The 12,895-nt window shown below is 75.3% G+C and carries 8 protein-coding genes and 1 pseudogene; 1 reads left to right on the plus strand and 8 read right to left on the minus strand.

Annotated features, from left to right (window positions below):
* The 5 genes and pseudogenes from ABT026_RS28150 to ABT026_RS28170 all read right to left on the minus strand — a co-directional run.
* Positions 1-305 (minus strand): annotated as a pseudogene (locus ABT026_RS28150) (hypothetical protein); the annotation flags it as partial.
* Positions 306-1,605: 1,300 nt separating this feature from the next.
* A complete protein-coding gene (locus ABT026_RS28155; protein WP_164540787.1) occupies positions 1,606-1,764 on the minus strand; it encodes a DUF6760 family protein in 159 nt (52 codons plus the stop codon).
* Complete coding sequence (locus ABT026_RS28160; protein WP_351117984.1) at positions 1,761-2,261, minus strand: hypothetical protein; 501 nt, start codon at positions 2,259-2,261, stop codon at positions 1,761-1,763. Before ABT026_RS28160 ends, ABT026_RS28155 begins: the two co-directional genes overlap by 4 nt.
* A complete protein-coding gene (locus ABT026_RS28165; protein ID WP_108952828.1) occupies positions 2,258-2,698 on the minus strand; it encodes a phage tail protein in 441 nt (146 codons plus the stop codon). The genes ABT026_RS28160 and ABT026_RS28165 overlap by 4 nt, the downstream gene beginning before the upstream one ends.
* 47 nt (positions 2,699-2,745) lie before the next feature.
* On the minus strand, positions 2,746-4,287 hold the full coding sequence (locus tag ABT026_RS28170) for a phage tail sheath family protein (protein WP_351117985.1): 1,542 nt from the start codon (positions 4,285-4,287) through the stop codon (positions 2,746-2,748).
* A 248-nt stretch (positions 4,288-4,535) separates the two neighbouring features.
* Here ABT026_RS28170 and ABT026_RS32215 point away from each other — a divergent pair, with 248 nt between their 5' ends.
* Entirely contained in the window at positions 4,536-6,491 is a 1,956-nt protein-coding gene (locus ABT026_RS32215) for an eCIS core domain-containing protein (protein WP_502968072.1), read from the plus strand.
* A gap of 24 nt (positions 6,492-6,515) precedes the next feature.
* On the opposite strand, the gene ABT026_RS28180 is transcribed toward ABT026_RS32215, so the two are convergent.
* The 3 genes from ABT026_RS28180 to ABT026_RS28190 are packed head-to-tail and all read right to left on the minus strand — an operon-like array spanning position 6,516 to position 12,714.
* Complete coding sequence (locus tag ABT026_RS28180) at positions 6,516-8,813, minus strand: AAA family ATPase (protein WP_351117986.1); 2,298 nt, start codon at positions 8,811-8,813, stop codon at positions 6,516-6,518.
* A complete protein-coding gene (locus tag ABT026_RS28185) occupies positions 8,810-9,517 on the minus strand; it encodes a Pvc16 family protein (RefSeq protein ID WP_351117987.1) in 708 nt (235 codons plus the stop codon). The genes ABT026_RS28180 and ABT026_RS28185 overlap by 4 nt, the downstream gene beginning before the upstream one ends.
* Positions 9,514-12,714, minus strand: coding sequence for a hypothetical protein (locus ABT026_RS28190; RefSeq protein ID WP_351117988.1), 3,201 nt, complete (start codon positions 12,712-12,714; stop codon positions 9,514-9,516). Before ABT026_RS28190 ends, ABT026_RS28185 begins: the two co-directional genes overlap by 4 nt.
* Positions 12,715-12,895 lie beyond the last annotated feature (181 nt).

Genomic DNA, 12,895 nt, shown 5'->3' on the forward strand with positions numbered 1-12,895 from the left:
GCGTACCGCCCGTTCGGCATGACCCTGTGCTTCACCGAACCGGACGACGGCCTGGCGCTCGGCGGCAGCGCGGGCAGCGGTGCGCCCAGGCCGCCGCGCGCGCGTGCGCCGGTGCGGGCCGAAGGCCGGTGCGGCGTGCCGTCCGGTGCGACGGGGCCGCCGAGGGCCGGCCTGTCCGTTCCGGCGCCGCTGTGCGAGGCGCCCTCGCCGCCGCTCGCGTCGTCGGCGCGGCGCTGGACGACAGGAAGCACCGGGCCGGCCACACCCCGGCCGCCGGGCGCGGTGGGCCGGACGGCGGCGGCCATGGCCAACGGAACGGCCGTGGCAGGCAGTTCACTCAGCGGCGCGCCGAGCGGCGCACGGCTGACCGCGCCCCGCACCGGGGTGGCCGGGCGCGTTTCCGGCCCGGCCGGCGCGGTCGTGGTGGAGCGGGTGGCGGCATCCGGGAGGGTGACGGGCCGCAGAGCGGGGACGCGGCGCACCGGTCCGGCCGGGCGCCGGGCAACGGTCAGGGAGGGCCCAGCCTGGTGGGGCCGGACAGAGGGACGTGGCGCGTCGGCAGCGGAGTCCGGGCCGCCCGCGCTCCGCGGCGCTCGCCCACCGGTACCGGACGGGGACCGGGACGCGAGTCCGGAGTCCGGCCCGCCCGGGGCGGACCGTGTCGGCGCGGCAGGACCGTCGGCTACGGGCCGGGCCGGGGCGCCGCCGGCGGCCACTCCCGGAGCCGGCACCACACGTCGCACCAGCGGGATCTCTGACGCGGTCGGCCCGCGGCCGGCGTCGACGGGCGGCACGACCGGTCCGGTGCCCGGCTCCGCTGCCCGCTGGACGGCGGGAGGCGCGGACGAGGGCCGGGCGGAGAGCACGGCGGGTGAAGTCGCGGGCATCAGACCCCGCTCGCGCGGAGCGTCGCCCGTACCTCCGCTGCCGGGGGCGCCGGCACGTCCGGGACGCGCCTCCACGGGAGCCGCACCGGCCGGGACCGCACCGGACGAGACCGCACCGGACGCGGCCGTGGCCTCGGCGGACGAAGCCGTGGCGGACGCCCGCTCCCCCGGCCGCGTCCGTCGCGCGACCTGTGGAGCCCGGTCGGCGGACGGCCGTGCCGCACCGCCCGAGGTCCCGGCATCACGGACGCGTGCGTCGACCGCTCCCGCGTCCGACGCACCGCCCTGCGGCCCCTTGGCCCCCTCCACCCGCAGCGACCGCAGCAGCAGCGGCCCCCCGCCGGTGCGGGTGGCCTGCGGGGCGGCCGGGCGGGTGACGCCGCGCACCAGGCCGGTCGGCGCCGTGGGCAGCACGGCGTGACCGAGGCCGGAGTCGAACGAGGGGTTCTGCCAGGCGGCGAGGTCCGCCCGGAAGGCGAGGCCGTCACTGACACCGAGCGGGGCCCGGGAAACGGTGAGCCGCGGCGGTGGGGTCCGGCGCCAGCCGCCGTCCCAGTCGCCGGGGACGGAGGGGACCCCGGCGTCGGGCGCGCTCCGGTCCGTGGCCGCGCCGGAGGGGCCGCCCGCTGCGGTCACGGAGCGTTCCGTGCGCCGTGCGGGGTCCGCGGCGGTGGGTCCGGCGGCCCGGCGGCGCAGCCTGTCCCGCCATGCCATGCGCTCAACCGCCTTCGTTCACGCGGGTGTTGATGCGGGCGATCTCGGCCACCCACTGACGGCGCTCGTCGTGGGTCAGGTCGAGGATCTCCTCGCGGGGCCAGTGGAAGTGATAGGCGACGTACGCGATCTCCTCCCGGAGCCGGGGAAGGGCGTACGTCACGATTCCCCCAGGCGCCCGCCCGAGAGGTCGACCTCGAAGCCGCCCTCGCAGTGCGGGCAGGTCACCGCCGCCCGGGTGTGGCCCTCGCTGTTGACGCGGCGGTAGAAGTCCTGGAGGAAGGCGACGTCGGTGGCGTACATCCGTTCCACGATCCCGGCATGCACGTCGGTGATGGAGCCGAGACGGGTGATCACCTGGCTCAGCAGCACCACGCTCAGGTACGCGGGGTTCTCCTTGACCCGCAGGTCGATCTGGGGCCGCAGTTCGTCCCGGGCGGTGGCCAGGCGCATCGCGCCGTGCCGGTGGACGGTTCCCGCCTCGTCGACGTAGCCGCGCGGCAGCTCGAACTCGAACTCGGTGCGCAGCCCGTGGTCCTCCCTCGGCGGCGGGGGCGGGGCGGCGGCGGGCGGTGCCGCCGGCTGCTCGGTCGCCTGGGCGGGTGCCGTCACCTGGAGGATCTCCTCCAGGTTGCCCGCCGTCACCGTACGGCGCCTCATTCGACGACGATCTCCTCGAACACGATGGTCACGGTCTCGGTGGCGTGGGAGGACTCCCCCGCCTTCAGCGACGGGCCCTCCCACTTGGAGGCCCAGCCCTGCATCAGCTGGATGCGGCGGACCGTGCTGCCCTCGGTGTCCTTGATCTCGATGGTGATGTTCTGGCGCGCGGCGTTGACCGCGCCGTTGTTCAGGGTCTCCTTGATCCAGTTGGTGAACTCACTGCTCTGGTCGAGTCCCCGGGTGATCGTGATCTCGCCTGCCTGCCGGCCGCCGGGCTGCTTGCGGATGATCTGCTTGCCCTCGGCGCTGACCTGCTTGATCTCGACGACGTCCTCCTCGACGGTCAGCCCGCTGATCTCCTGGATCGACTCGACCAGGTAGCCACCGAGTTGCACGCCGAAGACGTGGGTGGAAAGAGCATCGCCCGTTGCCATGACTGTCTGTCACCTTTCCTTGCGGAGCCGTTGCCCGGTCCCCGGGATCACTCGTCGATGAGGCTGGTGCTGTCGGAGAACTGGGCCAGCCGGAACACCACGAACTCCGCGGGCTTGACCGGGGAGACGCCGATCTCGCAGACGACGCGGCCCTGGTCGATGGACTCCTGCGGGTTGTTGTCGCGGTCGCACTTCACGTAGAACGCCTCTTCGGCGGTGCGGCCGAACAGCGCGCCCCGGCGCCATTCCTCGGTGAGGAACGCCGTGACGTTGCGCCGGATGCTGGACCAGAGCCGGTCGTCGTTCGGCTCGAAGACCACCCACTGGGTGCCCAGGAGGATCGACTCCTCCAGGTAGTTGAAGAGCCGGCGCACGTTCAGGTAGCGCCAGGCCGGGTCCGAGGAGAGGGTGCGGGCGCCCCAGATCCGGATGCCCCGGCCGGGGAAGGCGCGGACGCAGTTCACGCCGATCGGGTTCAGCAGGTCCTGCTCGCCCTTGCTGAGCCGCAGCTCCAGGTCGACCGCGCCGCGGATCACCTCGTTCGCGGGCGCCTTGTGCACGCCGCGTTCGGCGTCGCTGCGGGCCCACACGCCGGCGATGTGACCGCTCGGCGGGACGGTGGTGTTGCGGCCGGCGGCCGGGTCGAAGACCCGCACCCACGGGTAGTACAGGGCGGCGTAACGGGAGTCGTAGCCCGCCTCGTCGTTGCGCCAGGTACGCACCTGCTGGGCGGTCAGCCCGGGCGGGGTGTCCAGGACGGCCACCCGGTCGCCCATCTGCTCGCAGTGCGAGATCACGGCGAGCTGCACGGTGCGCACGCCCTCGGCGTCGATGTCACCGCGCTGGTGGGCGCTCATCAGGTCCGGCACCGCGACCATGGTGATCTCGTCGATGGCCTCCAGGCCGCCGAAGCCGGTGCGGTCACCGGCGTCGCCGACGTACTCGGCCGCGCCGAGGCGGGCCACCTCGCCGGAGCCGGAGGTCGCGGGTGCGGCCGGCGCGTCGGCCAGCGTCACGGTCTGGTTGGCGGGCCTGGTCTGCGGGGCGCCCTGCTGTTCGGTGACCTCGACGAGCTTGGAGGCGCGCGCCTGGTTGACCAGGTACCCCTTGACGTTCTTCCGGGTGGAGACCTCGTACGTCTCCACCTGGTCGCCCCGGCGGACCAGGAACTTGAAGCGGTCCTCCGGCGGGTTCTCACCGTCCGCGTCGGCGATCTCCACCGACACGCCGGTGACGCCCGGCCGGGCCGCGACCAGGAAGCCGCCCAGTTCGGCCGGCCGGGCCGCCTCGGCCGCCTGCGCCGCCGGAGCGGAGGCGTCCTCCGGGGAGCCGCCGACACGCACGACGTACGCGGTGCCGCCGCCGTTGGCGAAGTAGCCGTGGACGGAGTGGGCGAGGTAGGTGCCCTCGGTGAAGCCGCCGAAGGTCCGGGTGTACTGGTCCCAGCTGGTGACCAGCGTCGGCGTGTGGAACGGGCCGGTCTCGGCGAACCCCACGAACGCGGCGACCGCGGTGCCCACCCCCTCGATGGGCCGGGCACCGGACTGCACCTCCTCCACGTAGACGCCCGGGGTGAGGTACGTCGGCATGCTCGCTCCTTCGGTTCCTGGCGGTTCTGTCACCTGTGTCCAGGCCGAGTCTGCGGGGCGGAACCACCAGGTGACAGGGCCGTGCGGACCTGGCCGGAGGCAGCGCCGCTGCCCCCCGGCCGCACGCGACGACCGCCCGCTCGCCCCTCGGGCCTGCCCCTGTTCTGCCCCTCGGGGCATGGACGTCCCCCGCGTCCGCGCGTTCCACTGGAGGCCGCACCCGGGGTGCGTCGACGAGGAGGCAGCAGATGCGGACGTCCAGGTCGCGCGCCGAGCAGAAGGGCGACGAGCGGCCAGCCGCCGCTCCGGCAGCCGGCCGGAAGGCGTCCCCGGGCGGCGCCGCCGTACCGCCCCCGCTCACCGCCGACTCCCTCCACGCCGCCCAGCGCGGCGCGGGAAACGCCGCGGTGACCGCGATGATCGCCCGCCGGGCCCGCCCGGGGAGGGCCGAGGAGGAGCACGACCACGGGGTGCACGACCATGGGGTGCACGACCATGGGGTGCACGACATCCTGCGTTCGCCCGGCAGGCCGTTGGCGGCGCCGGTACGCAAGGACATGGAGTCGCGGTTCGGCACCGGCTTCTCCGACGTCCGCATGCACACCGGCCCCGCCGCCGCACGCTCGGCACGCGCCATCGGCGCCCGCGCGTACACCTCGGGCAGCCATGTGGTGATCGGTGACGGTGGCGGCGACAGGCACACCCTCGCCCATGAGCTCACCCACGTCGTCCAGCAGCGTCAGGGCCCGGTCTCCGGCACGGACAACGGCGCGGGCCTCTCCGTGTCCGACCCGTCGGACCGCTTCGAACGCGAGGCCGAGGCGAACGCGCACCGGGTGATGGCCGGCCCGACGCCACAGGCCCCGTCATCGCACGACGGGGCCGCGCGGACGGCGACCGCCGGTGCCGGTCCCGCCGTCCAGCGCCGTTCCGCGACCCCGCTGGCCGACCAGATCGGTGACGAGGGGGTCACGGCCGACGTGTCCACCGCCGTGGCGCGCTACGACAAGCTCAAGGATTTCGACCTGCAGCGGCAGATCCAGGAACTGCGGGCGATCCAGGCGCTGCTCCCGGACGCGCCGGGCCCGGTGAGGGACACGGTGGCCGGCGAGCTGCGGTTCGTCACCGACGAGCTCGAGGCCCTCCGGACGACCCTGCAGGGGGAGGACGGCGCCTACGACCTGATGACCCAGCAGGGGCTGCTCTGGACGGAGGAGGGCTTCCCGTACAACACGGACGCCCTGGAACTGACCGGGCGCCCCTACTTCGCGGCGCTGTCGGCGGCGAACCTGGAGGGTCTGCAGGCGGAGAACGCCGACCCGGCCGACGCCGAGTGGTACGGACGGATGCGCGGCCTACTGGAGCAGGAGCTGCGCACGTTCGTCGTCCGCCACTACACCCCGGAGAAGAGGGTCAAGGGCCTCCTCGGCGACGGCATGCAGTCCCGGGCAGGCCTCGAGGCGTACCACGAGGGCGGCGAGAACAACACGGACCCCTACGACGTCCACGTCCTGGCCAACACGGGGTTCGTCTTCTTCTACCTCGAGGCGCCCGACGCCGCGTTCCGCGAATCCCGCTTCACCGGGCCCGGCGCGGGTGGCGACGAGGGGCGCAAGACCCGCATCACCCTGGGCCTGGAGGAGTCGGGCCTGCTCAGCAAGGGCTGGATCATGCTCAGCGACTTCTCGGCACGGGAGTTCCCGACCTTGCTGGCGAAGCGCGACCCGGCCGTCGAGCTGAAGAGCGTCTCCAAGAACGTCAACCACTTCATCAAGAACAACAAGGGCTTCGCCAGACTGCGCGAGCACAAGCGCGACGGGGTCGGCGGGCCGGCGGCGCCGCAGGACGTGACCCGGGAACGCCGCACGGAGTGGAACAAGGTGCGGGGCCAGCTGGGCGACGAGGCCAAGGGCAGGCAGGTGTACACCGGCCCTAAGGTCGGGAGGGAGCCGGCCGCCAAGGTGGAGCGCCCCGAACTGCTGCACCAGAACCTGCTGGTCGGCCCGGACATCGTCCCCGGCCTGGTCGAACGCACCCTCGCCGAGGTCAACCGGATCGATCAGGTCGATCCGAAGGCGGGGCAGGTGCTGCGCGCCAAGAACGCGCGGGACCTGCTGCTCTTCCTCCTCAAGGACGTGATCCGCCCCCAGGCCATGGTGCCGGGCCCGGTCCACGTGGAGGAACGGCACATCGAGTACGCCTGACCGCCCCGGAGAGGACCGGGGCCGTCAGGCCTCGGTGGCCGCCGCCAGGTGGGGTCCGAACTCGCTCGGCAGGATCAGGCGGCCCAGCTTGCGGTACTCCTGGGCGACTGCGGTGATCAGCTGGCGCATGGTCAGCGGGGTGCCGGTCTCCGCCGCGAGGTAGGCCGCGGTCACCGCGCAGGAGCGGATGGAGCCGCCGGCCAGCTCGAAGCGGTCCGCGCAGAACGCGAGGTCCAGATCGTCGGCCCGGGGCAGGCAGTCGCCCAGGCAGCGGTCCCAGAGGGCGAGGCGCTGACCCGGGTCCGGCACCGGGAAGTCGGCCACCACGTCCAGGCGGCGGGTGAACGCCTCGTCGAGGTTGGCCCGCAGGTTGGTGGTCAGCACGGCGATGCCGTCGAAGGACTCCATGCGCTGGAGCAGGTACGCGGACTCGATGTTGGCGTGCCGGTCGCGTGCGTCCTTCACCTCGGATCGCCTGCCGAAGATCGCGTCGGCCTCGTCGAAGAGGAGAACGGCGTTGACCGCCGAGGCCTCGGTGAAGATCCGCTCCAGGTTCTTCTCGGTCTCACCGATGTACTTGTCGACCACGGTGGACAGGTCGACGACGTACAGGTCCATGCCGAGGTCCGCCGCGACGACCTCGGCCGACATGGTCTTGCCCGTGCCCGACTCCCCCGCGAACAGCGCGATCACGCCGCGCCCCCGGCCGCCGCCGGGCCGCATGCCCCACTGCCCGAGCACCTGGTCGCGGTGGCGGGCGCGCAGCGCGAGTTCGCGCAGGCGGCGGTGGGTCGTCGGCGGGAGGACCAGGTCGTCCCAGCCGACCCCCGGTTCGACCCGGCGGGCCAGACGGTCGAGTCCCGCGCCGTTCTGGGCGCGCACGGCGGCGCGCAGGTCGTCGGGGCCGACCGGACGGCCCGCCAGGGTGGCGCTGCGCACCGCGACGTCGGCCGCGCGGCGCAACTGGGCGGAGTCCAGGCGGTGGGCGGCCACCGCCCGGGCGAGCTCACCGACGTCACCGACGTCACCGGCCTCACCGGCGCCAGAGGCCGCGACCAGGGCGTGTTGCCAGCGCGTGGCCTGCCGCTCGGGCGAGGAAGCCGGCACGGTCAGCACCACGGGGCTGCCGGGTGCCCAGGTCGGATCCCAGCCGCCCGCGCCGTGCGTGAGGAGCGGAATGCCGTGCAGCGCCGCGCACAGCGCCCGCAGCGTACGGGTCCGTTCGGCCGGCTCCCCGGGCAGCGCCTCCAGCGGGCCGAGGACGACACCGGCCCCCGTCAGACGGCTCTCCAGGACGGTCAGCCGCGCCACCTCGGGCGCGTCGCCGGGACGCCGGGCGAGCGCTGCCGCGTCCAGGACGAGCGGGCGCAGCCCGGCCGCGCGCAGGGCCGCGACGGCCAGGCCCTCCGCGTCGCCGCCCCGGCTGCGCAGGTGGACGAGACCGCTGCCGGTGGCCGCGGCGGCCGCGGCCCGGTGGACCTCCGCGGGGTCGGCGGCCGGGTCCCCGTACGCCTCGCCGAGCAGGCCGGCGAGCCGGGCGTCGGGCCGCGCCGCGCCGAGGAGGTGCGCGGTGACCCGGTCGGGGACGGTCAGGACACGGGAGAGCGGCGGCCGTTCCGGCTCGGTGACCGTCAGCAGACCGCCGTCGACCAGCGGCGCTCCTGCGGCGAGCCGGAACCTGCCGGGCCCCGCGGAGGAGAGCCCGCACAGTTCTAGGGCCAGCCCGACCGTGGGCCTACGGCGCGTCAGGTCGTCGTTGAGGTAGCCGTAGAGCGGCTCGAACCGCGCGTCCAGGTCGGGCGCCACCGCGACCAGGAGCAGGTCCAGTTCCAGCGGCGAGAGCCCGAACCGCGCGGCGAGCCCGCCGAGGACGGAACCGGCCGGCGGCTGCCAGGGCTCGTGGCTGGGCAGGCCGAGACCGCCCGGCTCGTCCAGGATGCGGGCCACCGCCTCGGGGGTGAGGTACTGCCCGCGGTACGGGTCGCCGGGGTCGGGGTCAGCGGCGCGCCGGACCGCCACCGCGTGCCGCACCCGTTCCTCGACGGCGCGCAGCCGCGCCCACAGCGGGTCGGTCTCGGCCGAGGCGGGTTCGCCTTCGCCGTCCGGGCCGGCGGGCGACGTGCCGGCGGCCCGGGCGGCGACTGCCGCACCGGACCGGGCGACGGACGGACCGGTGTCCGCCCCCCGGTCGGCGCGTCGAGTGGTGGACCGGGCCCGGGCGGCGTTCCCGGCCCCCGGGCCGATCACGGCCCCGGTCTCCGGCTCGGTCGCGGTTCCGGCGTCGGGGTGGTCGCGCAGCGGGGGGTCGGCGGCGTGCGTCATGGCTGGCGGTCCCCCCGACGGCGGCGCCGGGCGGGGGCGGCCGCCCGCTCGCGGGGGCCGGCGAAGCCCTCCGGACCGGGATCGCCCGTCTCCAGGTAGCGCAGCCGGCGCCCGGGCTCCGTCTCCCCGTCCTCGCGCCGGGCGGCGGAACGCACGACGAGTCCCTCCGTGACCGGTGGCGCGGTGGCCGTGGTCGCCCCGGCGAGCGGCGCCCGCACCCGCACTCCGAGGGAGGCCTTCAGCTCCCCGCCGAGCGCCGACCACACGTCGGCGGCGGCCGGTACGTCGGCCGCCGCTCCGGAGGTGTCCAGGGCGACGGTCAGGCCCAGCTCCGCGAGCGTGCCGGTGAGCAGCCGCGTGGGGAGGGTGTCGGTGGCCACCAGGCAGGTGAGCACCTCGGAGAGCAGCCGGTGCTCGTCCTGCGGGCGGCTCGCCCACGCCGTGACGAGGTACGTCAGCTCGAACCACCGGGGCGGCGTGCGCCGCGCCACGAGGTGCCCGTCCGCGTCGTACACCTCGCCGGCGCCGCTGCCACGCCGGACGACGTCCTCGCGGATGTCGTACAGGAATACGCAGACCGTCGGCGCGCTGCGCCGCGCGGCCCAGTCCCGGGTGGGCGCGTCGAAGACCACCTCGACGCCCGACGCCTCCAGGCCCGACTCCCCCAGCAGCCGGCGCAGCCCCTCGTCGACCTCGTGGATCACCGGCGGGTCACCTCGTCGGGCGGCTGCACGCTGCCGGTGACCACCAGGAAGTCGGTCCTCACCGGGGAGAAGCCGGGGCCCCGGGCGGTGATGACGCGCGGACCGGTCTGGTCCTTGGCGAGGACGAGCAGCTGGCCGGTGAAGGTGCCGTCCGGCTTCGGCACGGTGGGCGCCGCCGCCGCGGTGATGCCCGGCTTCCAGGCGAACCGCACCGGCGCTCCGGGCGGGAAGTCCTCGCCGCGCACCGAGGTGACGAAACCGGGCTTGCCGATGTCCGGCACCGCGACGATGCGCGGCTGGAGGATGCGCAGCCGCTGCCGGGCGGTGTTGTCGCCGCGGTCGGCGTCCGTCCCGGTGGTGGTGAGCTCGCCGGTGACCCGGCCGGTCAACGCCTTGTCGGGACGGAGGACGACCCGGACGACGGTGCTCGCGCCCGGCTCGAGGTCCGGCAGCGCGCACGACCACGAGGCGTCGCAGCCGGGCGGCCGCCCGGCGGCCGGGATGCCCGCGGGCAGTCCGACGCGCAGCCGCAGCCCGGTCGCCAGCGCGTTGCGGCCGTTGCGCACGGTGTACGTCACCACGACCCGCCCGCCGACGTAGCCGGGGTTCGGCTGCGCGGTGACGCGCACCCCGGGGCCGGCCGCGGGCGCGGGCGGTTCCGGGGGCACGGTGGCCGGCGGCGCGGTGGTGGGCGGCGCGGTCGGCGTAGGCGTGGGCGACGGGGTCGGCGTCGGCGGGGCCTCGCGCACCGGCACCACGGTCCGGCCCGCGTTGTCACCGGGCCGCGGATCGAGGACGGTGCCGGTGACCGACCAGCCGACCGGCGCGTCGCCGGGGACGAGCCCGGTGAGGGTGACATCGACCGGCACGGTCGTGCCGGGCGGCACCACGCCGAGGTCGCACCGGAGGGAGGCGGCGTCGCAGTCGTCCCCGGGCCAGGTCATGGCGGTGATCGCGACGCCGGCCGGCGGCGCGACGGTCAACCGGGTGCCGGGCGAGGCGGCGGGGCCGTTGTTCACCACGTCGACGCGGACCGTGACGGAACGGCCGACGGTGACCTCGCCGACGCCGCCGGGCGCCCGGACCGCGAGGTCCACGGACTGCTGGACGCTCGGCTCCTTCTGGCGGCCCGGGAGGGCGCCGGTCAGGGAGACGAGGTCGCCGGAGGCGATGTCCAGGAACTTGATGCTCTCGGGGCTGTTGGCGGCGACCCCGGCGCGGGCGCTGAACACCAGGCCCGCGCCGTCGGCCGTCCAGGCGGCGTCGCGCGGCTGGTGCGGGCCGGTGGTGTCCGGCAGGTCCCGGCCGCAGGTGCCGGCCTGGCCGCTGGCGGCGGCGGGCAGCAGCACCCGGCACGCGTCACCCGACACGGACGTCACCAGCATGCCGTTGCGCTCGTCGATCCGGCCGCCGCCGCTCTTCCGGTTGAAGGCGATGCTCCGCCCGTCCGGGGAGAACGCGGGGCTGTCGTCGATGACCTCGCAGGCGCCCGGGCAGTTCTCCTCGCTCAGGTCGTGCTGCTCGACCGGGGTGGCCACGGTCGCGGTCCAGATGTGCTTGCTGCCGCCGCGTCCGTCGATCTCGTGGTTGCGGGTGAAGGCCAGGGTGGTGCCGTCGGGGGACCAGGACGGCTGGGCGTCCTGGTCCTGGGGCGCGTCGGACGGCGGGACGATCCGGCCGGTGATCTCGCCGCTGGCCACGTCCGCTATGAGGATGCGGCTGGTCCCCGCGGCCTCGCCGACGCCGCCCGGCGACACCCGGGTGAAGGCGAGCCGCCTGCCGTCCGGGGAGAACGCCGGGTCGGTGTCCCAGTCGTCCGGGCCGCGTTCGTCGAGTGACAGGTACTCCGGCTTCGCGCCGTCCGCGTCCACGATGCGGATCCGCTCGGTCCGGCGGTCCTGGGCGCCTTCGAACGGGGTGAACACGATCCGGCGGCCGTCGGGCGTGTAGTTCTGCCGCTCGGTCCACGGGTCGTATCCGGCCCTCGGCCGGAACAGCGGATCCTTGGCGGGGTCGGTGTTCGTGTCCGCCTCCGGGTCCTCCGTCAGGACCGTGTGCCCCAGGTCCCGTGGATCGGCCCCGTCGAGGCGCACGTCCTGCAGCGTCGCCACGTGCGGTCCGGATGCCGTGGTGCGCTCCACGACCGCGCGGCCCCCGTCCAGCGGGCCGAGCCAGGTGGGCGAGAGGACCTCGCGGTCCTCGTTGAGCACCAGCGCCGGAGTGGCGTCGGAGTAGGCCGGCGTCCGGAACACGTGGTCCCAGTCGCCCTCGCACTCGCAGGTGATCTCCGGACTCAGGAACAGGACCTCGTCCCCGCCGGGCAGCCACGCGGGTCCGTGGGCCCGCCACTCGGCCCGTGCGCCGCCGAGCAGCGGCTTGTCGGTGGACCCGTCGGTCCCGTCGGTCACCCGCAGCCGGGGGCCGTTCTGCCCGTAAGCGGCGGGGGTGGAGGTGTAGGCGATGAGATCCCGGTGCTCGTCGTCGTCGACCGGGTTCCACACCGGTTCGGTGGCCGTGCCCCTCGCGGGGTCGGTGACCCGCACGGCGTCTCCGCCGGCCAGGGGCCGCACGTGGATCTGCCGGCCGACCGAGGGGTCGCTGTCCGTGGAGTACGCCAGGCGCCGCTCGTCCGGGGAGTCCGGGGAGACCGTCGGCCACTCCTCGTCGGCGGGGGTGTCGGTCAGCTGCGTCAGTCCGGTGCCGTCGGTGCGGATCAGCCAGAGGTCGCGCTGGCTCCCGCCGTCCGCGCCGCCGGGTCCGGCCGAGTCGAAGACCACGGCCCCACCGTCCGGCGTCAGCCGCGGGTGTGCCGCGTTCATGCCGCGGGTGAGGCGGAGTACGGAGCCGTCGGCGGACCGCAGGTAGACCTGCGGGTTCTTCTCGTCGCGGCGGCTCGCGAAGACCAGCCGGTCGCCCAGGGCGGACGGCTGCGCGTCGAAGTGGGCCGGTCCCGGGCCGGACAGCGGGACGCTGGAGGTGGTGGTGTCCACCTCGCCGAGGCTGCGGTGCCGGGTGCCGGCGTAGGCGACCCGGGTGGAAGCGGCGTCGCGGGTGGCGGCGGCCGCGGCGACCCGCGACGCGGAAGCCGCGTCGTCCTGCCCCGACGCCGCGGTCACCCCCAGCAGCGGGAGCAGCAGCAGCGACGCCACGCCGAACCGCCCCAGGCGGTACCGCCCGCCGGGGCCAGCGGTTCTCATCACGGTCTCCCTAGCAGTCTGTGCGGCATCCGGATGTGCCCCCGCCACCCTGCGTCACCTCGCGCGAGGGTGGCAGGGCGGCGGGGTCATACCCGGGGGAAGCGCGCGGTGCGCTTTCGGGCAGCGCCCCTTCCCGAGCCGGACGTGCCCGGTCTCACGTGCAGGGCCTCACGTGCCGGGC

The sequence above is a fragment of the Streptomyces sp. NPDC002734 genome, from assembly GCF_040295685.1.
GTDB lineage: Bacteria > Actinomycetota > Actinomycetes > Streptomycetales > Streptomycetaceae > Streptomyces.